The organism is Stenotrophomonas sp. CASM101, assembly GCF_049384845.1.
GTDB classification, from domain to species: domain Bacteria; phylum Pseudomonadota; class Gammaproteobacteria; order Xanthomonadales; family Xanthomonadaceae; genus Stenotrophomonas; species Stenotrophomonas hibiscicola.
Genome location: NZ_JBMRFR010000007.1, coordinates 44,468 through 70,597 on the forward strand (window position 1 = coordinate 44,468; position 26,130 = coordinate 70,597).

Annotated in this window: 26 protein-coding genes; 14 read left to right on the forward strand and 12 right to left on the reverse strand. The window is 62.7% G+C overall.

The features are described 5' to 3' along the window. The first annotated feature begins 246 nt into the window (after nt 1-246). Genes VG543_RS11970 through VG543_RS11980 form a run of 3 tightly spaced genes read left to right on the forward strand, consistent with a single transcriptional unit; the run spans nt 247 to nt 2,350 of the window. Entirely contained in the window at nt 247-552 is a 306-nt protein-coding gene (locus VG543_RS11970; protein WP_171968777.1) for a helix-turn-helix transcriptional regulator, read from the forward strand. Further along, on the forward strand, nt 552-896 hold the full coding sequence (locus VG543_RS11975) for a hypothetical protein (RefSeq protein ID WP_171968776.1): 345 nt from the start codon (nt 552-554) through the stop codon (nt 894-896). The genes VG543_RS11970 and VG543_RS11975 overlap by 1 nt, the downstream gene beginning before the upstream one ends. After that, on the forward strand, nt 893-2,350 hold the full coding sequence (locus tag VG543_RS11980) for a YfjI family protein (protein WP_423178628.1): 1,458 nt from the start codon (nt 893-895) through the stop codon (nt 2,348-2,350). Before VG543_RS11975 ends, VG543_RS11980 begins: the two co-directional genes overlap by 4 nt. Nucleotides 2,351-2,404: 54 nt before the next feature. On the opposite strand, the gene VG543_RS11985 is transcribed toward VG543_RS11980, so the two are convergent. From VG543_RS11985 to VG543_RS12010, 6 genes are all read right to left on the reverse strand, one after another. Next, nucleotides 2,405-3,202, reverse strand: a complete 798-nt coding sequence (locus tag VG543_RS11985) for a MobA/MobL family protein (RefSeq protein WP_223276855.1) — start codon at nt 3,200-3,202, stop codon at nt 2,405-2,407. 255 nt (nt 3,203-3,457) lie between these two features. Further along, entirely contained in the window at nt 3,458-4,906 is a 1,449-nt protein-coding gene (locus VG543_RS11990) for a hypothetical protein (RefSeq protein ID WP_423178627.1), read from the reverse strand. A 62-nt stretch (nt 4,907-4,968) separates the two neighbouring features. Then, complete coding sequence (locus tag VG543_RS11995) at nt 4,969-6,270, reverse strand: Y-family DNA polymerase (RefSeq protein WP_423178626.1); 1,302 nt, start codon at nt 6,268-6,270, stop codon at nt 4,969-4,971. A gap of 38 nt (nt 6,271-6,308) precedes the next feature. Beyond that, the gene (locus tag VG543_RS12000; RefSeq protein ID WP_099490594.1) at nt 6,309-6,755 is read right to left on the reverse strand and encodes a LexA family protein; all 447 of its coding nucleotides are present in this window, start codon (nt 6,753-6,755) and stop codon (nt 6,309-6,311) included. A 571-nt stretch (nt 6,756-7,326) separates the two neighbouring features. Then, nucleotides 7,327-7,599 carry a hypothetical protein gene (locus tag VG543_RS12005; protein WP_423178625.1) on the reverse strand — a complete coding sequence of 91 codons (273 nt, stop codon included), beginning with the start codon at nt 7,597-7,599 and terminating at the stop codon, nt 7,327-7,329. Beyond that, nucleotides 7,596-8,123 (reverse strand): hypothetical protein, encoded by a 528-nt coding sequence (locus VG543_RS12010; RefSeq protein ID WP_019660765.1) that lies wholly within the window; start codon nt 8,121-8,123, stop codon nt 7,596-7,598. The genes VG543_RS12005 and VG543_RS12010 overlap by 4 nt, the downstream gene beginning before the upstream one ends. A gap of 827 nt (nt 8,124-8,950) precedes the next feature. On the opposite strand from VG543_RS12010, the gene VG543_RS12015 reads away from it, so the two are divergent. After that, nucleotides 8,951-10,582: a serine hydrolase domain-containing protein gene (locus tag VG543_RS12015; RefSeq protein WP_423181118.1), complete on the forward strand. Its 1,632-nt coding sequence runs from the start codon at nt 8,951-8,953 to the stop codon at nt 10,580-10,582. Nucleotides 10,583-10,600: 18 nt separating this feature from the next. Here VG543_RS12015 and VG543_RS12020 read toward each other — a convergent pair whose 3' ends face one another. Next, on the reverse strand, nt 10,601-10,993 hold the full coding sequence (locus VG543_RS12020) for a DoxX family protein (protein ID WP_019660763.1): 393 nt from the start codon (nt 10,991-10,993) through the stop codon (nt 10,601-10,603). A 118-nt stretch (nt 10,994-11,111) separates the two neighbouring features. Between VG543_RS12020 and VG543_RS12025 the strand changes: the two genes are divergently transcribed. Further along, nucleotides 11,112-11,531 carry an H-NS family nucleoid-associated regulatory protein gene (locus VG543_RS12025; protein WP_021204106.1) on the forward strand — a complete coding sequence of 140 codons (420 nt, stop codon included), beginning with the start codon at nt 11,112-11,114 and terminating at the stop codon, nt 11,529-11,531. A 49-nt stretch (nt 11,532-11,580) separates the two neighbouring features. Next, nucleotides 11,581-11,988 (forward strand): hypothetical protein, encoded by a 408-nt coding sequence (locus VG543_RS12030; protein WP_019660761.1) that lies wholly within the window; start codon nt 11,581-11,583, stop codon nt 11,986-11,988. A 23-nt stretch (nt 11,989-12,011) separates the two neighbouring features. Here VG543_RS12030 and VG543_RS12035 read toward each other — a convergent pair whose 3' ends face one another. Then, a complete protein-coding gene (locus tag VG543_RS12035) occupies nt 12,012-12,653 on the reverse strand; it encodes a glutathione S-transferase family protein (RefSeq protein WP_423178623.1) in 642 nt (213 codons plus the stop codon). A gap of 472 nt (nt 12,654-13,125) precedes the next feature. Between VG543_RS12035 and VG543_RS12040 the strand changes: the two genes are divergently transcribed. Together VG543_RS12040 and cml are read left to right on the forward strand one after the other, a co-directional pair. Then, nucleotides 13,126-13,578: a PA2169 family four-helix-bundle protein gene (locus VG543_RS12040; protein ID WP_005419568.1), complete on the forward strand. Its 453-nt coding sequence runs from the start codon at nt 13,126-13,128 to the stop codon at nt 13,576-13,578. Between the two features lie 252 nt (nt 13,579-13,830). Next, entirely contained in the window at nt 13,831-15,018 is a 1,188-nt protein-coding gene (gene cml / locus VG543_RS12045) for a CmlA/FloR family chloramphenicol efflux MFS transporter (protein ID WP_134735044.1), read from the forward strand. 64 nt (nt 15,019-15,082) lie between these two features. Here cml and VG543_RS12050 read toward each other — a convergent pair whose 3' ends face one another. Next, complete coding sequence (locus VG543_RS12050) at nt 15,083-18,475, reverse strand: autotransporter domain-containing protein (protein WP_423178622.1); 3,393 nt, start codon at nt 18,473-18,475, stop codon at nt 15,083-15,085. Nucleotides 18,476-18,664: 189 nt separating this feature from the next. On the opposite strand from VG543_RS12050, the gene VG543_RS12055 reads away from it, so the two are divergent. Continuing rightward, nucleotides 18,665-18,865, forward strand: coding sequence for a hypothetical protein (locus VG543_RS12055; protein WP_031270690.1), 201 nt, complete (start codon nt 18,665-18,667; stop codon nt 18,863-18,865). 104 nt (nt 18,866-18,969) lie between these two features. Continuing rightward, on the forward strand, nt 18,970-19,320 hold the full coding sequence (locus VG543_RS12060; RefSeq protein ID WP_019660756.1) for a VOC family protein: 351 nt from the start codon (nt 18,970-18,972) through the stop codon (nt 19,318-19,320). Between the two features lie 256 nt (nt 19,321-19,576). Here the strand turns inward: VG543_RS12060 and VG543_RS12065 are convergent, their stop codons facing one another. Both VG543_RS12065 and VG543_RS12070 read right to left on the reverse strand, forming a co-directional pair. Further along, a complete protein-coding gene (locus tag VG543_RS12065) occupies nt 19,577-19,894 on the reverse strand; it encodes a KGG domain-containing protein (RefSeq protein WP_423178621.1) in 318 nt (105 codons plus the stop codon). Between the two features lie 196 nt (nt 19,895-20,090). Beyond that, complete coding sequence (locus VG543_RS12070) at nt 20,091-20,564, reverse strand: MarR family transcriptional regulator (RefSeq protein WP_423178620.1); 474 nt, start codon at nt 20,562-20,564, stop codon at nt 20,091-20,093. A 52-nt stretch (nt 20,565-20,616) separates the two neighbouring features. Between VG543_RS12070 and VG543_RS12075 the strand changes: the two genes are divergently transcribed. From VG543_RS12075 to VG543_RS12085, 3 genes are all read left to right on the forward strand, one after another. Continuing rightward, nucleotides 20,617-21,528 carry a S41 family peptidase gene (locus tag VG543_RS12075; RefSeq protein WP_423178619.1) on the forward strand — a complete coding sequence of 304 codons (912 nt, stop codon included), beginning with the start codon at nt 20,617-20,619 and terminating at the stop codon, nt 21,526-21,528. A 98-nt stretch (nt 21,529-21,626) separates the two neighbouring features. Continuing rightward, nucleotides 21,627-22,520, forward strand: a complete 894-nt coding sequence (locus VG543_RS12080) for an NAD-dependent epimerase/dehydratase family protein (protein ID WP_019660752.1) — start codon at nt 21,627-21,629, stop codon at nt 22,518-22,520. Between the two features lie 213 nt (nt 22,521-22,733). Then, nucleotides 22,734-25,265 carry a methyl-accepting chemotaxis protein gene (locus VG543_RS12085; RefSeq protein ID WP_423178618.1) on the forward strand — a complete coding sequence of 844 codons (2,532 nt, stop codon included), beginning with the start codon at nt 22,734-22,736 and terminating at the stop codon, nt 25,263-25,265. 78 nt (nt 25,266-25,343) lie between these two features. On the opposite strand, the gene VG543_RS12090 is transcribed toward VG543_RS12085, so the two are convergent. Then, nucleotides 25,344-25,730, reverse strand: coding sequence for a DUF2628 domain-containing protein (locus tag VG543_RS12090; protein WP_019660750.1), 387 nt, complete (start codon nt 25,728-25,730; stop codon nt 25,344-25,346). 214 nt (nt 25,731-25,944) lie between these two features. Here VG543_RS12090 and VG543_RS12095 point away from each other — a divergent pair, with 214 nt between their 5' ends. Next, a complete protein-coding gene (locus VG543_RS12095) occupies nt 25,945-26,115 on the forward strand; it encodes a hypothetical protein (protein ID WP_021204097.1) in 171 nt (56 codons plus the stop codon). The last annotated feature ends 15 nt before the right edge of the window (nt 26,116-26,130 follow it).

The window sequence follows — 26,130 nt, forward strand, 5'->3', positions numbered from 1 at the left end:
AACGGACCAATTTGTGTGCGCAGATGACGAGATATGCCAGGGAGCGAAAGCTCCCTGGCATGTAAGCGATTGATTTTTATTCGACTTTTTCGGTTGTGAGCGTGCATGGGAAAAACCTGGATTTTTTTTTCCTGTACCCGCAACAGCAGCATATCGACACTGATCACGTCGGAGGCCAATCCCCCTTCGATAGGAAACCGGCCGGATTCCTTCCTGAAACGTCCAACACAACGAAGGAATCAACAAATGAAGCACATGACGTCCAGTCTGCGCCAGGGCGTAGACAAAAGCATGCCTTTGGCTGAGGAGAACAACACTGGCTGGAAAGCAGGGTGGCCGGATAGCCCGACGCTCCGCTTGAAGGAGCTGATCAAGCTGCTCCGTGTCAGCAGGAGCAAGGCGTACGAACTGATGAAGTCCGACCCGAACTTTCCGAAGGGCATTCCGCTCTATGACAGCGAACTGTCCCCGAAGTTCTACTGGACGCATGAGGCCATGGCATGGGCTGAAGGGCGTGCAGCCAAGTTCCGCCGTGCGATGGAGGTGAAGTGATGGCGATTAATTACGGAATTCACACCTCGCCGCTTGAGGCGCTCAAGCATGCTCTGGATGAGCAGCTGTCCAAGGGCAAGAGCAAGCTCGAGCAGGACTTCAGGCAGGCCTATCCGATCCTGGAACAGCACATCGCAAAGAAGATGCGCAAGAAGATCCTGGTAGATCAGTTCAATGCTGCGTACAAGCATGAGCTGAACCTGATTCAGTTCCGAAAGCTGCTCAATGAGGAGCGTGCTCGTCGCCATGCGGAGGGCGATGCTGCTCGGTGCCAGAGCTGTGGCCATCTGTTGGTCGAGGCTGAAGAGCAGACCGCGTTTGGCGCGGCAGAGGAGGATGCATGACGACTACCCATTGGCAGCGTTATGCCCCCAAATATCCCCTGGAAAGCTTCCATCACATTGCGCGTGAGGCTGGTCTTGAGCTCTTCCGCAACGTGCAGGTTCCTGATGCCATGGTTGGCATGGGTCTCATCAATGCCATCTCGATGGCTTGCCAGGGGCTGATTGATGTCAAGTTGCCAACCGGGCAGACCCGGCCTGTAACACAGAATTTGATGCTTGTTGCTGAGTCTGGTGAGCGCAAGTCGACGGTGTTCGAGCTGCTGCAGGCGCCTTTCCGCAATGCAGATACGAAGGCAATGACTGCGTTCAAGCAGCAGACTGAGGCTTATGAGATCGAGTACGGACTCTGGACGGCCAAGATGAAGGGGTTGAGGAGCGCGATCAGTAAAGCAGTTGCAGCAGGTAAGTCTGCGGAAGCACTCGAGTCACAGCTGAAGGAGCACGCAGAAAAGAAACCTCTGCAGCCTCGCTTGCGCTGCTTCCTGCGGCAGGACATCACGGCCAAGGCCATTATGGAGGCCGTTCAGGGTGATGGTGAGTCCATCGCCATCACGACTGATGAAGGTCACATGCTGTTCAAGAGCGAGGCAATGGCGAATGTGGGCTTGCTCAATCGTCTCTGGGATTCACCAGGAATGATGCCGTTGGATCGAGCGGAGAACGAGCATCTGATTGCGATGAATCCGCGCGTGTCTGTGAGCATCATGACCCAGTACGAACCGCTCAAGCAGTTCCTCAATAGGCGAGGCTCTGTCGCAAAGGGGAGTGGGCACTGGGCACGCTATTTGGTCGCGTGGCCTCGCTCCATGATGGGCTATCGGCGAATCGAGGACGTGGAACCGGTGTGGGAGCATTTGCCGGCATTCCATGAGCGGGTCGCGGAGCTGTTGTTGAAGTACAAGGAGCTTTCAGCCTCGGGCGCCGTTGTTCGTGAAGTGGTGTCCTTCTCCATCGATGCCAGGGCACGCTGGGTAGAGTTGGCATCAGAAACTGAGTCTTTGCTGCGCGACGGGGAGTACTTGAGCGATATCAATGACTTCGCGGCAAAGATCATGGAGATCGTGGCACGACTCGCTGCATCGATGCAGTACTTCAGTGGAGAGGGAGGTGACATCACCCTCGATACGATCAATCGTGCCTTCGAGATCGTTCGGTGGCATGTTGATGAGTACAAGCATCTGTTCTCACCTGCGTTCGTGGTATCGCAGGATCAGGCCGATGCTCAAGCTCTGGATCGGTATCTGCATGCAAAGTGGTGGAGAGGGATTTATTCGGATACGTGCGTTCCCAAGAACCAGGTTTTGCGCTGTGGACCTGTACGTAACCGAGCAAGGCTGAATGCAGCCATCTCGGTTCTTGAAGGCCAGGGAGCAATTCAGATCTGCAGTGGGTACCGGGACAAGAGGACGTATCTGCGCTTGATGAATCACTACTTTGACCGGAGGGCGCTGTAAGCGGTCTTTATACAAAGGGAGCCCCGGCGATAGGCCGGGGCTTTTCTAACGTGGTCAGCAGGTGTCATTGCGATTCTGCGACTTTGTCGCAGAATCGCTGGGTGAGGTACTGGCCTCTGTCCGATTTTGAGTGACTGAAGCTACCTGCGCTTCTTTACGGCATTGAGCATACTGTGACTTCTCTGCATCTGCCATCTCCTTGACGAAGCGTTGGCCGAGGTGGCGCTCCGGTGACCTGGCAATGCCCTGATCGCGCAAGCTGCGGTGGTCTACACGGGCGGAGTATCCGTTCTCAGCAAGGAACTGATTCTGGGTGTCCGCTACAAGCTTTCGCTGTGCCGTCACCTGCTGCTTCAACTCCATTGGGCTCTTTCCACCACTATCCTTGCGGCAACCGCCTGCGGAAGGGTTCTTGGCGTTGTAGCGGGCGAAGGTCTGTTCAGGTGTACGGGGGATGCCATCAGGCAGTCTATCCGAGCACATCAGATGGATGTGCGGGTTCGGATCGCCACCGAGTTTTCCTTCAGGTGCATGAAGCGCGTATTGGTAGGGTTTTTTCCCTGCGAGATTCTTTGCAAGCCGGTCGGCAAGTTCGACCTGCTGTTCATTACTGAGCTCACTCGGAAGAGTGATTTCATGTTCTCGGTACACTGCTCCGTTGGCACGCTCATGCTTGTCAGCAACGCTCCAGAACCGTTTCGGATCATCTCCTGCCCATTCGGGCATGTTCCCATGTCCTGTTTGGACAAGGTCCTCCTTGTCACTATGAGATCCTTTACGATCGATATAGTTGGCGTGCCTGCGTGCACTACCTTTCTTGCCGCTTTTGATGCTGTAATGGAAGCTTGCCATTGCTGTATCACCCTTTCTCTAAGGAGAATAAAAAAGCCGACAAGAGTGGTTCTTGTCGGCCACAGGTAGATACTCATGATCGAAGAGTGTTGTGATTAGATAGAAAGGGTAAGTGCGCGTACCACACTCTGCCTGTAATCCATCGTCAGTTCTATTTGATTTCTATTCCCTTCGATGCCTTTCGTTCTTCGTGTTGTTGCTTCGAAGGACGCAAGTGAGTTTCTACATATGTATAAGGGTGGTGCAAGTTAAAAATTACATCGCATGCGAAGTGGCTTGATCTTCGATATATTGAATAAGGTCTTCGCAAAACATGTTGATCTTTCTCTCGTATTCGTTTCCTGCTTCAAGATCGAAATGAGAGTGAGCTACGGTCATGTGCTTCAGATATGCGATCTGGAATCTCATGAACGCTTCCATTCGGTTGCTGCGGCCGAAAAGTAATGCGTAGGCGATGCAGTATCGATGATAGAGGGTGAGCATCGCGCCTTGCGGGATGTAGTCCTCTTCATATAGCTCTTCGATGTCTCTTGAGGTGTCCAGGTGGCTCAGTAGGCGAGATACCGTTTTCTCGCTTGAGCTCTGTCCTTTCCAGTTGGGCGTGTACTTCGTTTTGATCTTTTTTTGTATCGTAATGGCTAAAAGGGCTGCAACGCAGTCGGCCATTGAAATGTTGACGACGTCATGATCTGTTCTGTGCCATTCGTGGAAGACATAGGCATGCAGAACCTTCTGCGTTTCGTCGGCTATGTTTGTGATCTCGCTGGATCTCAAATCATAACCAGTGGCTTGGTGAACCAAGTGTGCCAGCTCATTTGCATGGGTTTGCAGGAAGGAGTGAATAGCTGCGAGTGATGTGACAGGTCGCAATAGGGCATCGCACTCCGTCGGTGAGGAGATGGCGTGAGCGAAGAGTGGCTCTATCTTGTATTTGCTCAACTCGTCGTTTTCTGATTCGACAACCTGCTGATACTCTCCAACGAAGTGCACGAATGGGAGAGTCAGCAAATAGATGTATAGCCTTTCGTGTACGGGGGCGCCTTCTTTGCCGAGTAAGGCATTTGAGGGTTGATAGCTTTCTATTTGATGTGCGCCAAACATAAAGGCGCTTGCAATGGCTTCATCATTGCCGGCGAAAGCCATGTAGATAGGTTCTATAAGCTCCTTTATGTGTCTTGCGTAGCATTCAAGTAGTTTCGATGGTGTGAGTCTGTTGATGTGGATGTGCTTAAGTCTCTCCTCGTCGATCTCAAGCTCAAGCGTGGACATGAGATAGGAGGCTGCTTTTATGGTCTTTTCATTTCTTGGGGTGTTGCGTTCTGTCCAGTGCTCGAAAGTGGCCTTGATGGTTCCTGGTTTCGAGATTCTTTGGAGTAACTGAGTGTCGCTGGAGTCGTTCTTGAGGTAAAGGAGCTTGATTGTTTTTAGAGTAGAGATTGGGAGTGTGCAATTCCCGTTTGGAATCTCTTGTTCCAATGTAGACTTGATGAAGCCAATGACTCCATTTAGCTCCTTGCGGGTTATTGTTTTTCCGGAGGCATCGGAGTGTTTTGATTTGCCGCCACTTGGCGTTTCTGTGAGCTCGTAATTGAGCTCATTCAAAAGATCGTTGATGCTTCCGGTTGTTGATTGGTCTGTTGCTTGATCTTTTTCGAAGTCGAAGCGCGGCTTGTACTTCCCTGATTCGATGTTGCTTTCTTCCATTTTTAACCATCATCCTTTTGGTTGTGTCTAGTGTTTGATGATCGCTATGTCGCCGATCCTTGTCAGCGCACCTGCAGAAGGTCGCCCCACTTCGTTGTATAGCTGGGCGACAACGAATGCAATATGGGTCGCCATTGAGCGTTGATAGTCACGTTGGACTGCTCTCCAAGTCTGGCTCCACCAACCCGCCAGCCCACGTTGCCTACTCCCACAGTGCCTCTGCCGAACCTCGCATTGATCTGGTCCAGCACGGCCATGGTGCGTTCGGCTTTCTCGTTAGGGCCAACGAAGAGGTCTGCCTGACGGGCTTCAGCCTGTACCAAGTTGGTCAGACCCACACCTCCACGTTTATAGGCCTGGATGCCTTGGCCACGGTCTGCCTGATCCATGATCGACTTGGCCAGGCGTCGCACTGTCCGTAGGACTTCCCCTGTGTCCTGCGTAGGAAAGGGGAAGGGTGCGGCTCTGCTGGCATGGAACGAATCGCCCTTGAAGGGGTTGCCGTCCAGCCAGACCCACAGTGCACCTGCCGCTTGGCCTCGCTTGCGTAACTTCTCGCAGGCCACGCTGCAGAACGTGGCCAGGGCCTCCATCGGGTCGGTCACGTCACGACCAAAAGTACGGCTGACCACCAGTTGCTGGCGTTCGGGTTCTTCTAGTTCCAGATCGCTGCAGGGAATTTCCCGCAGCTCCATTTGGGTGCGGGCCAGAACTACCCCATAGTGCGCACGAACATGGTCGGTGGGGAGTGCGGCCAAATCTGCAGCAGTTCTTACCCCTTCGCCTGCCAGGCGTTCGGCGTAGCGCCTGCCCACTCCCCACACATCCTCGACGGCCAGAGCGTTGACGTTCTGTGCGGTGGCATGGAAGACGGCCAAGGAGCCCGCATGGACGGCACGCTTGGACTGGTCCTTGGCGAGCTTGTTGCCTGCCTTGGCCAGGGTGCGTGTGGCACCCAGGCCAGCGCAGCAGGGAATGCCCACCCATTGCAGGATGCGTTGACGTGCTTCCAGGCAGGCCGCAAGAGGGTCTTTGAGGCCTGCCAGGTCGACGAAATTTTCATCGATCGAATAGATCTCCACCCTGGGGAAGAGATCCTGAAGAATCGTCACAATCCTGGCTGACAGATCCCCGTACAGCGCGAAGTTGGCTGACCTGACGAGGACCTGCTTTCTGATGTCCTTGGGGACCTGGAAGATGGGCATACCCATTTTCAATCCCAAGGCCTTCGCCTCTGGCGACAGGGCGATACAGCATCCATCGCCATTGCCAAGCACAACAGTGGGTTTGCCTCGCAGCTTGGGGTCGAAGACCCGCTCGCATGAGACATAGAAGGTGTTGCCGTCGATAAGTCCGTAGCGCATGCGGGCACGGTACGGGGCTCATGTATCAGGAGTTGAGATCAGAGGTGCTGGGTGATGGAACTGCGCACCACCCCCCAGATTTCCAGCTCGACATCCTCTGGCACGATGATGGAGGGATATCCGCTACCGCTGGCCAGGACCATGATGCAGTTGTTACGTATGTAGAGCTTCTTGCAGACGAAGCCGCCCTCCCACAGAGCCACGACAGTGTGCCCAGGCCGTGGGCTGATCGAACGATCGACAACCAAGAGATCGCCGTCGAGGATACCGAAATCGGCCATCGACCCGCCGCAGTCGGCCTGCACAAGGAACGTAGCTGGTGGGTTAGGCACCAGCTTGGCATTGAGATCCAAGCGGTCTTCTTCTCGGAAGAAGTCTTCAGCAGGGCTGGGAAAGCCGCAGGCGGCAGTGGAGGCAAGCACCGGCAATGGCAGGGATGGCAGCGAGTTCTGGAGATGTATGACTGTCGGAGTGACGAGAGGCATGAGCTTTGTAGGCCGCAGCCGAGGGCTGGGTCTTGATCAGATGTTGTTAGTAATACTACTACCTCCCATCATTTCTGCTGAGCGCTGTCTGGCGCTGTCCAGAGTCGTCTGGTACGAGCCAGTGGAAAGTGAGTCAATTAGTGAGTCTTTGATGCTTCACCGTGCTTGAAAAATTATTAATTACAAGTAGTTGCAGCTTGTATGTGGTTGCTGGTGGGCCACCACATTGACGTCCAGCGAAGTCCAGAGACGACGCCCCGATGGCGTCTGGCTGGTGCGTCAGGGGCGCCAAGGGCAGCACCTTGCGGCGATGCCCTTTCATTGTGGTGCCCTCAGGATCGTGGCAGATTCTCGATAGGACCAACGCGACCGGGCGGCGGCGGCTGACAGTTGCCGAAGCACCCGCCACCACCGGGGAACCAGCCGCCGATCCCGCCACCACCGCCAGTGCTGCCACCACCACCACCGCCAGACGGGGGCGTCGAGGCGAAGCTGTCCTCGGTGCCGCCTGACTCTTCTGCCGACTTCCCGCACGGCTTGCTGACGGTGATCATGCTTGAGCCGGTCATCATCATGATTTTTGTTTTGTACATGACGTTGCCGACGAAGGACGTGTTGCGCCATGCATCCGCACCGAACGTCCTTCAGCGGTCTCATCCAGCTTCTTCAGGAATGCCCGGTTGGGCGCATCTGCGGATGAGGCACCGGCTTGCTTGGCCGCCGCGATATCCTTCAGGTCGACCGATATCGAGAACGGGAGCATTGGAAGAACGGTGCAGGCCAGAGCAACACCGGTAACGGTGAAAGCAGCGGTGGCCAGCACGAATTTACTTGCAGGTTTCATTGCCATCCTTGCGAGTTGTCAACGGGGAACGGGCGGTAATCGGGAACGAACGGGACGCCGGTTCGTTCCTGGTAGAGCTGGTTGAATGTGGCATTCAGACGAAGCGCTTCGGCCTCCCCCTGCATCCGCTCTTCGATAGTGAGCGGTGCAGAGAACATGATTTCCCTGCCAAGCGCGGCGGAAGGGTCTGCGCGCATCTCCAGGACGCGCGAAACCGCGTATGCGTTGATGTTTCCCGCTCGACCGGTGGATGCGAAATGAGTCGCAAGCAGTTGCAGTGCAAAGTAGTTGCCGTCCACTGCGGACGACATCATCCGGTCCAAGGCGGTTCGATCGGGCAGCTTTCGCGAGTCCAGCATGGTGCGCGCAAGCTTGTCGCCGCCGTGGGCGGCTTGTTCCAGCAACGCATCGGGCGCGCTGGAATAGGAAGCCCACTGCGCGGTATTCGGATAGCCGTGTTCATCCAGCCAGCGTTGCTCCTCGCGGCTACGCCCATCAAATGGATCATCGTCCTTGGGTTCCATTCCATCGCGATTCTGCGGAACACCAGGAAACAGCATGCTCGTGCTGTTGGCAGGCCGTAACGCGGGTGACGCAGCCGAGGGTGTCGGCGCAGAAGGATCCTTGCGCTGCCCGCCCGCCTGTTCAACATTCGGTGCCGTTTGCGAAGACTGTGGCGTGGGGCGAAGGAGGAGAAGGGCCGCCACCGCTCCCGTGGCGAGTACGGCAACGACGAGTGCTGCAGCGAATTTCTGCGATGAACTTCTGTATTCCATGAGGGTGGTGCAGTTTCCTTGCGATTAACACTGGGTCGGGTAGGCGACGCAACAACGTTGGAGCTGCTCGCGCAACTGAAACGGAGTGCATGCAAGTCCCCAGAGATGGACTCGATCGTCTTGTGCACATCTGCATCGCCCGCAGAGAACGGAAAAGTGGTGCAGCCTCCCCCGGTCCGCCTTGGTTCGTATTCAGTCCTTGTTTACGTTCTGGTCCGTCACGCGCTTCGGACCCGGTGCCGGTCGACCCGTTGCACATCACCGACTACTGGTCACGACCAGAGCTCCGGGCACCGCCACAGGCCTATTGAGCGAGTGCCGCGCCTTTGTTGCGGCGCAGGGAATCCGCTTGCCGCTCTCTCCGGGCTGAGGCCTGCGCAGCCGGCGAAGGTGCAGCACTGTCGATCACCGCACTCTGTGCCGAATGACACATGCCCCGCCATTTCTGCTGGCGGGAAGATGGCGGCATCCCGAAGTGGAGTGATCTGATGCCTGGTACGCTCAGTCGTCGCGCCTTCCTGGCCAACGCTGCTGCCGTTCCGGCGGCCACGCTCATGCCCACCGGCGTTGCTGCGGTGGCGCAGCCAACCGTCACCACCGGGAGCCTGATCGACGCGGAACGCGGCGTGATCCGCTCGGCCATGGACGGCAGCGGCATCGGTGCCGCCGCCGTCTGCCTGGTCGAAGGCGGACAGGTGCGCTGGACTGAAGGCTTCGGTCACGTATCAGGCCAGGGCAGCGCGGCCGTAGACGCCAGCACGATGTTCAGCATCCAGTCCACCTCGAAGAATTTCGCGGCGGTGGCGGTGCTGTTGGCCGTGCAGGACGGCATCCTTGATCTGGACGCGCCCATTACCCGCTATCTGCCGTCGTTCACGGTGCGCAGCCGCTTCGAGCATGCTCCACAGGAGCGCATCAGCCTGCGCCTGCTGCTCGCCAATCGCGCGGGATTCACGCACGAGGCGCCACTGGGCAACAACTACGAACCGGTGTCGCCGGGCTTTGATGCGCACGTCCGCAGCATCTCGCAGACATGGCTGCGCTTTCCAGTGGGTACGCGCTATCGCTACTCCAACCTGGGCTTCGACCTTGCCGGTCATGTCATTGAGCAGGTTGCGGGCATCAGCTATCCGGCCTGGCTGCAGCGCCGGATCTTCGAGCCGCTGGGAATGCACGACAGTACGGCCGATGCCTCGATCTACCTGGCAAGCAAGGGGCGGGCACTGGGAACCCAGGAAGGCCATGCGCAGGTACCGCCGGTGACGCCGCTGGTGGTGTCGGGAGGCGTCTGGACCAGTGCCGCCGACATGGCGAAGTATCTTGGCTTCCTGCTCGATGGCGGTCGATCCGGTGCGCAGCAACTGCTCGAGCCTCACCTTTGGGACGAGATGCATGGTTTCGGCCTGGGCGGTGACTACGGGCTCGGTGTCATGCGCAGCGAACGCCTCTACGGCAGTACATCGGTGAGGCTGCTGCACCACCGCGGCGGGGGCTTCGGGTTCGGGTGCGTGTTCACCTACTGCAGGCAGGCAAACGCTGGATTTGCCGCGATGTTCAATCGCGCGACGTCTGCGGGGTACGGCATTGGCGAGCGTCTGCTCGATCAGCTGTTGTCGGCGCGTTTCGGGCCTCGTCAGCCGCGTGTGCCCCTGTCTTCCCTGGCGCCGATCAGGTTGAACCAGGACCAGGTGCAGCGGATGGCGGGAAGCTGGATCGGGCGCAGCGGCAAGGCGAAGATCGTGGTTGCCGGAAGCGGTGAACTGCAACTGCATCGTGGGGCGCAAGCTGTGGGCGGCCGTTTTGCGGCCATCGACGGCGACCAACTGTTCACCGTGGACACCGATGGAGAAGTTGCGACGTACCGCTACCATGCGGCGACGGACATGCTGCCGGCGCACCTGGAATGCAGCAACGGCGAGGACGGCCTGGACCAGAACGATCCCATCGATGGGCCCACCGGGCCGCAGGCGCCCCATTGGCAACCCTGGCTGGGGCGCTATCGCATCGACCAGTGGGGAAAACCGTCGATGTCCGTTGTGCTGGAGCAGCGACAGGGCTGGCTGTACATCGATGGCATCCGCCTGGTCACCGAAGTGGAGCCAGGCTTGTTGTTCACCAGCGATGGCGAAGCGGTGGATTTCCGCAGCTCCCAGCCGACATGGCGAAACCTGCGTCTGCAGCGCGTCCCGCCCGTGGGCCAGGGGTGATGGCGGCATGCCGCCTGCTTATCCGCGCCGCCCACGCCCATCAATGCTGTAGCGCCCGGCTCCGGTGCAGGCCAGCAGCAGGAAGCCACCGGCCAGGCCCAGGTTCTTCAGGAACATGATCTGCTGGGTCTGATCGGCGAAGTTGTGGTGGAAGATGAAAGCGGTGACCAGGCTGAAACCTGCCAGTACGACCGCCACCAGCCGAGTCTGGAAGCCGAGCAGGATGCACAGGCCGCTGCCGATTTCGAAAGCGATGGTCGGCCAGAGCAGGATGCCGGGAACTCCCATTGCCTCCATGTAGCCCTGGGTACCACTGAGATCACCGAGCTTGCCCAGCCCGGAGACCAGGAACAGGGCCATCAGCAGGATGCGTGCAAGCAGGTAGGCGAGCGAATGCGATGAAGTGCTCACGTCGAGGTCCTCGGAGATGGCCGACGCAGGCGATCGGAGCCCACCGGCGGTGAAGCCCGTGTCTACGCGCCGGGCAGGGCGCCTTGACAGCTGCCGCGCTGCAGTAGACCTTTCCCGCATGACGATCGATATTGAATCGCTCAGCCTTCGCGAGCTGGGTGCCCTGGTGGTTGCCGCTGAACGGCGGAAACAGCTGATTTCCAGCCGCCGTCCGGCCAGTGCGGTGCGCCGGATGCTGAAGGCCGCCGCCGCCGAAGCCGGATACACCCTCGAAGAACTCTTTGGCGGCCAAGCCTCGGAAACACCTGCGACCGCCCGCAAACCCGCCCGCCGTAAATCCGGCAAAGTCGCGCCCAAGTATCGCGACCCGGAATACAAGCGCCTGACCTGGACCGGTCGCGGGCGCATGCCGCGCTGGTTGGCGTCCAAAGTGTCGATGGGCCACAAGGTCACCGATTTCCTGATTCCTGGCTTGGCCAGGCCGACCGCTGGCAAGACCAGCACCATCGGCAAGCGGACCGTCATCAAGAAAGGATGAGGCTGCAGCACTGCTACCCTGCCTAGGTCTTTCAACCAAGGAGCACGGGATGGCACACGAGAGTGGCATGATGATCACGCCGAAAGTCCTGCACGCCGCGGCAGGCGCGGCCGTGCTGGTCAGCCTGCTGGCCTGGGCGGTGGAATGGAGCGGGATGGCCTATGTCTGCCCGTACTGCCGCGTGCAGCGCACGGTCATCGGCGTGCTCGGCCTGCTCACGCTGTTCGCGCGCCCGGGAAGCCTCATCGTGCCCTGGTTGTCGTACACAGCCGGCGGCTTCGCGTTCGTGGTCGCAGCGATGCAGCACTTCAACGGCTGGAAGCGCATTTCCGCCGGTGATTTCAGTTTCAACGCGCAGTGGTACATCGATCCGTGGCTGCTGTCCGGCTGCGCGATGCTGATCCTGGTGGCGCAGCTGATGCTGGTGCAGGCCGCCTGCCGGCGCAGCTTGCGCTGAGTGTTTCCACGCATGGCGCGGAACTACCCGTTCTGGAATACCGCCAGCTGCGCAGCAAACACGCGCTGATAGGCGGGACGCTGCGTTGCCCGTGCCACATAGGCCACCAGCAGCGGATACTCGTCAAGCAGCCCGCTGCTCTTCAGGCGCAGCAGCACCGAAACCATCATCAGGTCGCCCACGCTGAAATCGCCGTCCAGCCACGGCGCGTTGGCCAGCCATGTTGACAGTTGCGCCAATCGCGCCCGAACCCGCTCATCCAGCATCGGCAGCCGCTGTGCGTACCACGGCTGCTCGCGCTCCAGCACCCAGGCCATGGAGCGCTCGACAATCGGCGGCTCTACCGTGTTCAGTGCGGCAAACAGCCACATGGCCGCGCGCATGCGGGCATCCGGATCAACCGGGAGCAGGCCGGAATGTTGTTCGGCCAGGTGCAGGACGATCGCGCCGGATTCAAACAGGACCTGGTGGCCCTCCTGCCAGGTGGGAATCTGCCCGAACGGATTGCGTGCCAGGTGCGCGGGCTGCTTCAGCTCGGCAAAGCTGAGCAGCTGCACGTCATAGGGCACGTCCAGCTCTTCCAGCGCCCAGCGAACGCGCATGTCACGGGCCAGGCCCTGGCCGCGGTCGGGAGAGGTGGCGAAGGCGGTGAGGATGGCGGTCATGGCAGCAGTCCGCGTGGTGAGGGAAGGGCTTTGACGATCTGACGAGCGGGCGTCCCGGGAATCGACATCGATGGCGGCGCCCTGCACGTCACCTGCACGCGTCCTGCACGCACGTACCGCCGCCGATCCATCAGTCTGCCGGGGTCATCCGCAGAGACAGGTAGCAGGCATGAATACCCCCGGAAAACCGAAGCCCAGTTGGCGCCAGAGAAACGTACTGATGGGAGCGCTCGCCGCGGTCGTGGTGATCGTGCTGATCATCCTGTTCGTTCCCTGGTGAGGCTGGCCAGCACCGCTCGATGTGAGCCACGCGCCACTGTGGCGTGAAGCAGTCAGTGCGGGTTGGGTGAAGTGATGTGCATATCAATCGCTGCTCACCCGCGAACCACACGAGCATGTCCACAGTGGATCCGCAGGCAGCGCAGTCGAGGCTGCTTTTCTCCCCCTGAAACGAAGATACAGGAGCAAGGCCATGAGCACCCAGTCCACCATCGAACACCGCCTCAACGACCTGATCGAGATCGCCCGCGACGGCAAGTCGTTCTACGAAGAGGCCGCAACCAAGGTGAAGGATGCCGAGCTGTCGGCCTTGTTCACCCGTATCGCCGGCGTCAAGGGCCGCATCGTCGCGGCGCTGAGCGGTTCGGTGGCTGCCAGCGGCGGCAAGCCGGCCGAGCATGGCACCGTGGTGGGTTCGATGCAGCAGTTCTACGGCAAGGTCCGCGCCGCGTTCGGAGATACCAACTATGGCTACGTGGCCGAGCTGGAAGAGTCCGAGGATCGCCTGCTGGGCGCGTTCAAGGATGTGCTGAAGGACAATGAACTGCCGCCGGCGGTGCGCCAGGAAGTCACTCAGCTGTTGCCCGAAGTGCAGGAGTGCCACAACGTGATGCGCGCGCGCAAGCATGCGATGAAGGCGGCCTGACGATCAGCGGCGGCCCACTCCCCAGGGTCGCCGCGGCCGGGGCGGCACCGCTGCCCCGGCCACCCTGAACCGGTCGCTGCTACACTTGCACCGGTTCCGCACCGCCAACGATCAACACCATGAGCAACGGGAACGGTCCGCAGACAGTTCGCTGAGCCGCAACAACGATGCAGACGTTGTTGCGGTGATCATCCCTGCGATGCACGCGAAGTGGATGGATCGCCGCCGGATCACTCCGGGCGGAGACTCCCCATGTTCAATCGAAAGGCCCCGCGTTGGGCCCACCCGTTGCCGTCGGCCATTGTGCTGATGGCGCCGTTCGACCTCCTGGCCTCGCTGGCCATGGATATCTATCTTCCTGTGGTGCCGGTGATGCCGCAGGCACTGCAGACATCCCCGACGCTGGTGCAGCTCACGTTGAGCAGTTACCTGCTGGCGCTCGGGCTGGGCCAGTTGCTGTTTGGCCCATTGTCCGACCGCATCGGGCGACGCCCGGTCCTGTTGCTGGGGGCGTTGCTGTTCGCGCTTTCGTCGTTTGCGCTGGCCTTGTCCGGCAGCGGCGCCGCTTTTCTGGCCTGGCGAACCGTACAGGCGGTGGGAGCGTCGGCGGCATTGGTGGCGACCTTCGCCACGGTCCGTGACGTCTATGCCGATACACCCGAAGGCGCCTCGCTGTATGGGTTGTTCGCTTCGATGCTGGCCTTCGTGCCGGCGCTGGGGCCTGTTCTGGGCGCACTGCTGGCTGGTGCCGTCGGCTGGCGCGCGATCTTCGTTCTGCTCGGTGTACTGGGCACGATTGCCGGCCTGCGCGCGGTGCGGCATTGGCACGAAACCCGCCCGCAGTGCCATGACGGGGCGCGACCGGCGGCACGACGCATCCTCGGCAGCGGCGCGTTCTGGGTCTACACGCTGGGCTTCAGCGCGGGCATGGGCACATTCTTCGTGTTCTTCTCAGTCGCGCCTCGGTTGCTGGTCGGGCGCATGCAGTACTCGCCGCTGTCGTTCAGCCTGGCCTTCGCGACGGTGGCACTGGTGATGATCGTCACGGCGCGGATGGCGAACGCGTGCATTGGGCGCTGGAACGTGCGCGGTACCTTCCTGCGCGGCCTGTGGGTGATGGTGGCCGGGGCGCTGCTGATGGCGTCGGCCGCCGCGTGGCGTCCCTCGTTGATCGGCGTGGTGCTGCCCATGTGGGGCATCGCGGTGGGGCTGGTGATGGTGGTTTCAGTGGCTGCCAACGGTGCGCTGCGTGATTTCGCCGATGCGTCGGGTGCGGCGGTGGCCCTGTACTACGCAGTGCAGAGCCTTATCGTGGCAGGCATCGGCACGCTGGTGATCCTTGTGCTACCCGGCGATACCGTGTGGCCGCTGGTGGCCTATGGGTTGCTGCTGCCACTTGCCAGCCTGGCAGGTGCCGCCGCCCTGCGCCGTCGCGCATAGCGCTGGGGGTGGGCAAAAAAGGGGCGGCCGCAAGGCCGCCCCAACCCGTCAAGAGAACACGTGTTTAGAAGCGGATGGACCAGCGAGCACTGGCCCCATGGTCGCGGCTTTCACTGCCGAACTGGCCGCTGTAGCCCAGCTCCAGCTGCTGCCGCGGCGTCAGCCACGCCGACAGGCCCAGCTCGGCCACGACAGCGTTCTCGGCAATCGGTGCGCCTTCGACTGCAAAGGGCGTGCTGCTGTTGGCAAAGGCCAGGTTGGCCACCTGGCTGCGGTCTCCGAAGGCGCGGCGATAGCCCAGACCACCGCGCAGATGCAGCCAGCTGTCCTGCTGGAATGATGCCTTCAGGCCCTTGTCGAAGCGCAGCCCTGCGGTAGCGGTGGTGGTGCCGGTGTCGTCCACCTTGCCGTGCAGCGCCGCCGCGCCACCGCGCTCGTTGATCTGCTTGAGGTCCACTTCCACGCGAGCCACCTGCAGGTAGGGCTCCAACCCGCCTTCCGCGTTGCCGAAGCGATAGCCCGCTTCGATGAACGCTTGGCGCGCATGCGCGTTGTAGCGCGCGCTCAGGCTGTCACTGAAGCCGGCGAAGCCGACATCGCGCGTGCTCTTCACCTTGTGCTTGCTCCATGCCACGCCACCGCGCAGGCCGAAGCCGCCCCAGGCGTGGCTGGCATAGGCGCCGACGTGCGTGTTGTCGATCTTCGACTTGGCACGGCGCTCCAGCTGCTTCACGTCGGTGCGGCCGGTACCGGCCAGCACGCCGACCTGCCAGCCATCGAACTCGCGGTCGATGCCCACCAGCAGGCCATTGCTGTTGGCATCGGTGCGCGCGGTGTTGCTGTTGCCATCCAGCCTGCTGTTGCCGCCCAGTGCCTGCACCCAGGCACCGGTGGCGTCACCCGTATCGGATACCGGTGCGGTTGCGCCGGCACGGCGTGACAACGCAGCGTCACGGACATGACGGCTGCCTTCCACCAGCGCCAGCGAGGTGGCTGCGTGCAGCTCGCCGCTGAGGCCATCGAGTACGGCACCGACCTGCTGCGGGAACAGCTGTGTCAGCGGCTTGGGCAGGCCCTGGTTGATCGCCAGGCCATCGGCCGCCGCCGCAACCGCATGCTGGTTGGGCGTAGTGGCCGCACTGGCCAGCGATGCACCACGGGCCACGTCGATGCGTGCTCCGTTGGCACCGTACGCCAGGCTGAACTGCAGGAACGGCGAGAACGCGCTGAAGTCGGTCTTCGCGAACTGCCCGTTGAGACCGCCGTCGGCGCGGATGAAATTGAACTGCTCGCCGAGGTAATAGGTGCCCGGCTCCGGCAGCGCGAGCAGGGTACCGCCCAGGGTGGCGGTGCCGGTCACGTGCAACTGGTCACTGCGCCCGCCTGGAGCAAGTTCGGCGGCATAGACGCCGGTTGCGCCCTGCACGTAGTTGCCGTTGATGGTCAGCGTGCCGATTGAATTGCCGGGCGCGATGATGCCGTCGACTTGGGTGGTGCCGAGCGTACCGACACCCTTCAGCAGGCCGTTGGCACCGACCGTGGTGGTGCCGCCGGTCTGCGTGCCGTTGAAGGACACCACGCCGCCGTTGACGCTCAGGTTGCTGTCCTTCAGCACGGCGCTGGCGCTGACCGTACTCACGCCACCGGTAGTGGTCAGTGCGGTGGAGAACAGGCTGCCGTTGAGCAGGAACTGGCCGCCCTGCACTTCGACCGCCGCGGTAAGCGCGTTGGCGCCGTTCAGTTCCAGCGTACCGTCCTGCAGTACCGCGCCGTTGAAGCTGTTGTCACCGCTCAGGCGCAACCAGCCGATGCCGGACTTGGTCAGCTTGCCGGGGCCGCCGATGTCATTGGTCCAGTCATCCCAGGCATCGCCTTCCCACACCTTCAGGCCACCGGCCTTCTGGTTCATCACCACGTTGGTGTCCACGCGCAGCGAGCCGTAGCCTTCGATGGCCTTGCGCAGGTCCATCAGTCCCCAGCCGTAGATCTCGTCGATGCCGGGTGCGCCAAGATCACGCGCGGTGGTCAGCAGCACGTCGCGGACCTGCGCGCTGTCCAGATAGGGGAAGCGTTCGAACAACAGGCCCAGCGCACCGGTGACGTGCGGTGCAGCCATCGACGTGCCGCTGAGCAGCCCGTAGCTGTAGGTTGGCACGCGCTGGGTGACGTCGAGCGACAGGTTGCCGTTGGCATCAACGCCCAACGACGCCGCAACGGCGGAGTCATCGCCGTAGACCGTGGAGTTGATGTTGGAACCCGGGGCCGCCAGGCACCAGTTGGCGCTGAGCCCGCACTTGTTGGAGGTCAGGCTGAGGGTGAAATCCTGTCCAACGTTGACGACGCTGAGCCAGTATTTTTCGATGTCGGCGAAGGCACGCGGCAGGGTGGCGTACATGCCGGCGATCGGGCTGGCCGATACAGGAGCCGCAGCACCGCGCGCCGGCGAATTGCCTGCCGCCCAGACCTGGATCATTCCCTTGGCGCGTGATCCGTCTGCATAAGTGGCAAGGTAGTCGCGATAATCGGGATCGTTGTAGATCCGGTCCATCAGCACCGCATCGGGTTCCTTGCTCAGGCCCCAGCTGTGGTTGACCGCGCGCACGCCCTGGGCATTCATCTGCGCATACATGTCGACCACGGCGGACGAATCCGGCCCGACGCTGCCCAGCGAGACTACGGAATACCCGGTCGCCGTACGCTGCCATTCGCTGGCGCTGTTGAAGAACAGGCGGGCCACACTGAGATCGGCGCCGAAGGCCACGCCATGCATGCCGTTGCCATCACGGTTGGCAGCGATGGTGCCGGCAACATGGGTGCCGTGCACTTCGTAGCCGATACCGGGCTGTACATAGGGCCCCGCCAGGATCAGATCGCGGATGTTCTGCGGGACGTTTGCGTTGAACCCGACGTAGCTGACCTGCACGTCGTCGCCGTCACTTGAGAAGCAGGCGCCGGGGCCAGTGAGCTGTGCAGTGTTGGTGCAGCGCGTGCCATCGGCGAGCACGTCGGCGATGTGGATGCTGCGATGGTTCTTGCCAGCGAATTCCGGATGGTCCAGGCCGGTGCCACTGTCGAACACGCCAAGGCGGATGCCGGTGCCCGTCAGGCCACGCGCATAGGCGTCGTCGGCGTGGGTCGCCGCCAGGCCCCAGTCGGCGTTGAATTCCTCCGTGTGCCAACTGGCCGGATCACCTGCGTTACCGAGGAGCGACGTGCTGCTGGCTGCTGCCGTGGGTGTTGCGGCCGCTGCGTTGGCGCCGGCCGACGCGCTCGCCATCGACGTGGGCTGCGCCCATGCCGCCTGCAGTTGGCGCTGCTGCTGCCAAGCGTCGAGTGACTCGCTGGCCATGGCGGGAAGCGCTGCAGCCAGCAACAGCGAACTGGCCACGGCCAACGCCAGGCGGCTGTGCAGCGGGAAGCGGGAGTGGGACGAACAGCCGTGCTGCGGGTGATTCATCGGACAACATTCCTTGGTTGACGGACAACAACGCCGTTAACCCCGCAGCGCGCCAATCACCCCCAGTAGTGTGAAGGAATTTTTATGAACGCGTTAAGGTGGCGTGACGCCGGTGTTCACGTTGCCTCGCGGCTCACCCGCTACCGTGAGCCGGCCTGGGCTCACCAGGCTTATCAGGGAGTGATGGTGATGCGTACTGTCAGGAAAGTGATCGTGGCGGCGCTGTTCGCGCTGGCGTGTACCGGTTCGGTGGCGGTGGCGGGCCCTGTCGAGCCTTGCGACGCGCCCTGCTGGCGGGCCTACCAGATGTGCCTGGCCAGTGGGGCCGACGCTGGGGAATGCCAGCAGGCGTACAATACCTGCGTGGTCGATCTGTGCATGGGCGTGTGAGTCGCGCCGATTGAGCCGTGTGGGAGCCCCGTCACTGACGGGGCTCTTCTGTTTCCGTGGAAGGTCGGGCAGTCTGGATGGGCCCTGTCCAACGGAAGCATGCCATGGCCGTCAAACGCGTCGTCGCCAACATCGCCACGGCTGAGCCGGAACGGGCCGCTGCCTTCTATGGCGAGCTGCTTGGCATGCCCGTGGTGATGGACCATGGCTGGATCGTCACCCATGGCGGGCAGGGCAGTGCGCTGGCGCAGGTCAGCTTTGCCAGTGAAGGCGGTTCCGGCACTGCGGTGCCGGACCTGTCGATCGAGGTGGACGACCTGCAGCAGGTGCTGGAGCGCATGCGTAAGGCCGGCATCGCGCTGGAGTATGGGCCGGTCGATGAACCCTGGGGCGTGCGCCGCTTCTTTGTCCGCGATCCATTCGGGCGGCTGTTGAACATCCTCGTGCACACCTGAGCAGGACGGTTCCAACGCCGCCTGCTACCCCGTGACAGGCCGACCCTGCGTGGCAATCGACATCACAGGGGCTGGCAGGACACGCGTGCGCTCATCGCGCAACCGGCGCAATGCACGCCGCGCCGCGGATGCTTACGTGGTACCGCAGTGGCACGGCCGTCGGCGTCGGCTGGGCGATGGCATCGGCCGGTACCCTGGCCCAGCTTGTGGCTGCAGGATGGCACCGCCGACGGGAAACGGCCTGGCCGCGTGATGATCACTTCTGCTGGCAGTGCGGAGCCTCTCCACCATGCTCGATCTGCTGCTGCTGCTGCTGCTGCTGCTGCTGTTGCTGCTGGCGCGCGTTGGCGTGGCGCGCGTGCCCACCCTCGCGCCCGATCGCGGCCATGTGCTGCCGATCACGGCTGATCGCCTCGCCGCCCTTGCGGCCTGCCGCACGTGCCTCATCGCGGCTGAACTCATGCGCATTGCCGGAGGCATGCGCCGCACGTCCGCCTTTGGCAGCGATCGCGCGCTGCTTGGCCTGGTCCATCGAGGCGAAGCCCCGGTTGGAGCGGTGATTCTGCTCAGTCATGGGAAGTATCCTTCTGCATGGGCGGCGCCGTGGTCGGCGACAGCGCCAATGCTTGGCCAGTGCGTGCTAAGCCGAGGTCGCCATCCCCGCCGTGGTCTTCACCCGGCATGCGCACGTGGTTGATGAGTCCGCCATTCAGGCGAATGCCAGGACCACCACCACCGGCGAACACGCGGGGTGTCGCCGACGCACTGCATCAGCGCAGGCGGGCGTCGCGCAGGCGTTGCGCGAACGGTCGTTGCTCCAGCACCTTCAATGCCTCACGCAGCACCTGTTCCAACGACTGTCCAAGATCGGCGTCGAGACTGCGGGCCGCTAGCGCCGTAGCCTGCCACTGCGCCTGCAGCGCCGGCAATGCCTGCAGGGCGTGCGGGCTCAGCTGCAGGATGCGTTCGCGGCTGTCCTCGCCCACCGCAGCGTGCAGCCAGCCGTCGCGCACCATCGCTGAAACCGTCTGGCTGAGCGCGGAGTGGCTGAGCCCGCAGGCCAGTGCCAGATCCTTGATGCGGCAGGGGCCCTGCACCATCAGCGTGCGCAGCACCGGGGTGTAGCGCGGCCGGTAGTCCAGTTGCAGATCCCGGTAGGCCTGCTCGACCGCCGGGTCGAGCTGGTCGAGCTGGTCGAGCAGGGCACGCAGCAGCGTTCCCAGAGTTGCACGTTGGAGATCCATGATGACAATGATATATAAGCACTTATATATCATCAAGGCGACGGAGGCGATCATGACGGTTTCGTGGATGCTTGGCGCGTTGCTGGCGGCCGCCTGCCCGGCGCAGGACGCCGTGCTGCAGGCAGCGGCCACGGCGATAGAGGCGCAGTACCTGGATGCGGCCGAAGGCGCACGCATTGCCGAAGCCGTGCGCGGCTGGTCCACCCAGCAGCGCTATGTGGACAGCTGCTCGGATCCGAAGGCTTTCAGCGCACGCCTGAACCAGGACCTGGACACGTTCGATGGCCACTTCCATGTAGAGCGCGTGGACGCAACGGCCGGCCAGGACGACTGGCTGATGGCATGGCGCGCGGATGCGCGCAGCAATGGCGCTGGCGTGCGCGAGCTACGGGTGCTGGAGGGCAACATCGGTTACCTGCGGCTGAGTACATTCTATCCGCTGAATCTGGCCCGGCCGAAACTCGCCGCCGCCCTCGAGCTGCTGGCCGACACCGATGGCCTGGTGCTGGATCTGCGCCAGAACGGCGGCGGGGATGACGGCAGTGCCGACCTGCTGGTGCGCACGCTGTTGGACGCGAAGATCGACGCGGTGCAGCAGTTGGACCAGCGCGGGCGGCGCACGCTGGTACCACTGCCGCCGGCAAGCCTGCCCACTTACCTGAAGCCGCTGGTCGTGCTGATCGATCGCCGCACCGCGTCGGCTGCCGAGTTCGTCGCCTACTCGCTGCAGGCGCTGGGCCGTGCACGCATTGTCGGCACGCGCAGCGGCGGCGCTGCACACATGGTCGATGATCCTGTGCTGCTGCCGGATGGCTATCAGATCAGCATTCCCGATCGGCAGCCGATCAATCTACATACCGGAGCCAACTGGGAACGCACCGGTGTCACGCCCGACGCGGCAGGCGGTGACGATCCGCTGTTCGTCGCGCGGCAGCTGCTGGCCCGATCGGCCTCGCGGGAATGAACGCACAATTGCAATTGCGCCCTATCGCAGACGACATGCAGCGTGCCTAGAATCGAAGCATCCCGGTAGTTCCCGGGCGCTTCGAGTGAATGGACTCAATGAAGATTCTGCTGACCGGCAGTTCCGGGCGGATCGGGCGCGCGATCTTCGGCGCATTGGCGGCCTCCCACGAAGTGGTGGGGCTGGATCGCAGCCCATTCGCCACCACCCGCATCATTGCCGATGTCACCGATCACCAGGCTGTCGCACGGGCGGTGCAGGGCGTTGACGCCGTGATCCATACCGCCGCCCTGCACGCACCCCATGTCGGCCTGGTGCCGGACGGGGTGTTCCACCAGATCAACGTGGAGGCGACCGCGCACCTGCTGCAGGCCGCACGCGAAGCCGGGGCGCGGCGATTCGTGCTGACCAGTACAACCGCGCTGTACGGCCACGCCGTGGTCGCCGGTGGCTGCCGTTGGATCGATGAAGACACCGAGCCGTTGCCGCGCACGATCTACCACCGCACCAAGCTGCAGGCCGAAGCACTGGCCGAAGCCGCTGCGGCGCCGGCCTTCAGCGTGCGCGTGCTGCGCATGGCCCGCTGCTTCCCCGAGCCGCCCGAACGCATGGCGATGTTCCGCCTGCACCGCGGTATCGACGCACGTGATGTAGCCAGCGCGCATGCTGCACTGCTGCTGGACGAAGGCGCCGCTTTCGCGCGTTACATCGCGTGCGCTCCGACGCCGTTCCGGCGTGAGGATTGCCTGGAGCTGGCCACCCACCCGCGCAGCGTGCTGGCACGCCGCGCGCCACAGCTGCTGGCCGAGTTCGAACGACGGGGCTGGCCGCTGCCGTTGAGCATCGATCGCGTCTACGACAGTGCCCGCCTGCGCAGCGTGCTGGGCTGGCAGCCGCGCTTCGGCCCGGACGACGTGCTGCAGCAGTACGCCGCCGGCAGCATCGAGGTGCTGCCAAGGGCGGAGTGGATCAAGGATCGGGTCGCCGAATGAGATGGTCGCAGGGGGCGGGGCACCGAGCCCACCCTGAGCAGGTTCAGGAATGTGCAGGCCGCTGGCCTCAATCTCGATGGCGGCCGGCCGCTAAATCCGGTGTGCCTCGTGCACCGGGCGCGGCCCGGCGGCCGGTGGCCTGCGCGACGGATCGCGCGCCTGCGCGGTGTCCTCGTGACGCCGGTCGTCCTGAATTGCCTTGCGGACCCTCCCATGCCTTCTTCCCGCTCCGCCACTGCCCACCGCCCGGGCAGCATCGCCCACAAGCTGATGCTGGGCACCGCTGTGATCGCGCTGCTGTGCTTCGGCCTGACCGCGTTCCTGATCTACCGGCAGGCCAGCGCCAGTCTGATCAGCGCCTCGCGCCAGACCATGACCAGCGAGGCCAACGCCGAGGCGCGCCAGGTGGCGGCTGATCTGGGCACCGCCTTTGCCAGCAACGATGCCATGGTTGAAAGCGTGCTGGCCCAGCGTGCCCGTGGCGACGTGCCCGACCGCGCCAGCCTGGCGGCGGTGCTCGGCGAACAGCTGCGTGCTCATCCGCAATGGCTCGGCAAGAGCACCATGTGGGAGGCCGATGCCTTCGACGGCAAGGATGCGGAGTTCGTCAATACCGAAGCACACGATGCCACCGGCCGTTACATGAGCTACTGGGCCTGGCAGGACGGCAAGCCGCAGCAGTCGGTGATGACCGATTACACCGAGACCGCCAGCGGATCAGGCGACTGGTACATGGGGCCCAGCCGTGACAAGCTGCCCAAGGTCAGCGAACCCTACGCCTATGACATCGCCGGCCAGAAGGTGCTCATGAGCACCCTGAGCACGCCGATCATCGAGAACGGCAGATTCCTGGGCGTGTTCACCGTGGACTTCTCGCTGGCGGCGTTGCAGAAGCACCTGGCCACGCTGAAGCCGATGGGGGCCGGTCGTGTCGAACTGCTGTCGCCGAAGGGTGTGGTGCTGGCCTCGGCCAATGCCGCCGAGATCGGCAAGCCGCGCAGCGACGCGCAGACCCGCAGCATGCTGGCCGACATTGCCGCCGACCGTCCGTTCGAGGCCTTCACTCCGGATGCGGCCGGCAACGTGCGGGTGTATGTACCGCTGCGGGTCGGCGATGCGCCGCAGCGTTTTGCCCTGGGCGTGGTGATGCCGCACGCGGTGATCGTGGCTGAGGCACGCCAGCTGCTGTGGCTGACCCTGCTGGTCGGCGTGATCGCCGCGCTGAGCCTCAGCGCCGGTGTCCATGTACTGCTGCGCCGCCTGGCGATCCGCCCGTTGGCCGAAGCGGTGCGCGTGGCCGGTGATGTCGCCGCCGGCAAGCTGGACAGCACGCTGCCGGCGCGCAGCAACGACGAAGTGGGGCGCCTGCTGGACGCGATGCAGGGCATGCGTGGGCAGTTGCAGTCAGTGATGGCTGCGCAGGCCGAAATGGCGCGCCGCCACGATGCCGGGGAACTCAGCTACCGCATGGATGCTGCGGCGTTCCCGGGCGAGTACGGCCGCATGGTGGCCGACAGCAACCAGCTGGTGGCCTCCAGCAATGCGGTCACCCAGCGCCTGGTCGAGGTGATGCAGCGCTACGCCGTGGGCGACCTCAGCGTGGACATGGAAGCGCTGCCGGGCGAGAAGGCGGCATTCACCGCCGCGATGGCAACCACCAAGGGCAACCTGGCCGCGATCAACGAGCAGATCCAGCAGCTGGCCGCCGCCGCCGCTGCCGGTGATTTCGCCGTGCGCGGTGATGCGCTGCGCTTCGAGCATGATTTCCGCCGCATGGTGGAGACCCTGAACACAATGATGCAGGTCAGCGACCACAACCTGGCTGCACTGTCTACGCTGCTGCGGGCGATCGCCGCCGGCGACCTCACTGCGCGCATGCAGGGTGAGTTCCACGGGGTGTTCGCGGTGATGCGCGACGATGCCAACAGCACCGTGCAGCAGCTGACCCAGATCGTCGGACAGATCCAGCAGTCGGCGGCCAGCATCCGCCTGGCCGCTGGCGAGATCGCGGCCGGCAACAGCGACCTGTCGCGCCGCACCGAACAGCAGGCCGCCAATCTGGAAGAAACCGCCGCGTCGATGGAGGAACTGACCTCCACCGTGCGCCAGAATGCCGACCACGCGCTGCAGGCCAACATGCTGGCCGGTTCCGCAGCGGGCGTGGCCAGCGAAGGGGGCGAGGTGGTCAGCCAGGTGGTGCAGACGATGCAGCAGATCGAAGCCTCGTCGCAGCGCATCGCCGAGATCATCTCGGTGATCGATGGCATTGCGTTCCAGACCAACATCCTGGCATTGAACGCGGCGGTGGAAGCCGCGCGCGCCGGCGAGCAGGGCCGTGGCTTCGCCGTGGTCGCCAGCGAAGTCCGAGCGCTGGCGCAGCGCTCAGCGGGTGCCGCCAAGGAGATCAAGGAGCTGATCGACGCTTCGGTGGCACAGGTCGGAGCCGGTGCGCAGCTGGTGCACGGTGCCGGACGCACCATGCAGGACATCGTCGGTCAGGTCGGCCGCGTGAATGAGATCATGGCCGAGATCTCGGCCGCCTCGCGCGAACAGTCGGCCGGCATCGAGCAGGTCAACCAGACCGTGGTGCAGATGGACGAAACCACCCAGCAGAATGCTGCACTGGTGGAGGAAGCCAGTGCAGCAGCCCGCGCGATGGAGGAGCAGGCCGAGCAGCTGGCGGTGGCGGTGTCGCGCTTCCGCCTGCAGGCCGGGCCGATGGCCACGGCACGCCGCGCGGCCTGAGCCAGAAAACGAAGACGCCCGGCGGGGGCCGGGCGTCGCTTGCATCCTTGCCGCGCATCCCTGCGCAGGTCTGATGGCTCAGAACATGCCTTCAAACGGGTTCCAGCTGGTGCGCCCTTCCACCTTCTCCAGGTAGTAGCTGTAGTTGGTGCTGGAGGCGACCAGCAGGTTCATGGCGATGAACAGCATGCGCCCGACAACGTCGGGAAGGAACATGGTGATGATGGCCAGTACGATGTTGATGCCGATCACCACCAGTGCCTTGCGCCACATGCCAAGGATCAGCAGGTAGATGGCGCCGAAGAACAGCGCGAAGAAGTTCAGGTTGATCTTCAGGCGGTCACCAAAGGACAGCGCCTTCCAGGCCTGCTTGAAGCCGGGGTTCTTGGGGGCGCCGTGCTGGCGGAAGAAGTTGAAGCGGAACTGCCACTTCGGGCTGAACTGGGACAGGTCAGTGGTATTCATTGGGGAAACATCCCTGTGAGAAAACGTTTTCATGATAGGACAAGTCCTATTCAGGATCCAAGCGCTGCCGTCAAAAATGTGACGCCTGCCTTGTTCCGACGGCTGCGGCCCGGCGCCGCACCGTCACCCGCCCGCCTTGTTTTTAGGTTAGGGTGCGCAGTTCCGCTGCCGCCGCGGTTGACCCCGGCGGCGGCGGGATGTCCATGGAGGTTGCATGACCACAGCTGCTACACCGGAAAACGCACCGGGGCCGGTGCTCCTGCCGACACCTGAAGTGGTGCAGGCACAACAACTGCTCGCGCGCCAGCAACTGGCGGTGGCGATGGACCGTGCGCGCACGGCCGCCACGCGGGACGCGGCGCCAGCCGCGCTGGAAAGCGAGTAATCCGCCACCGTTGAT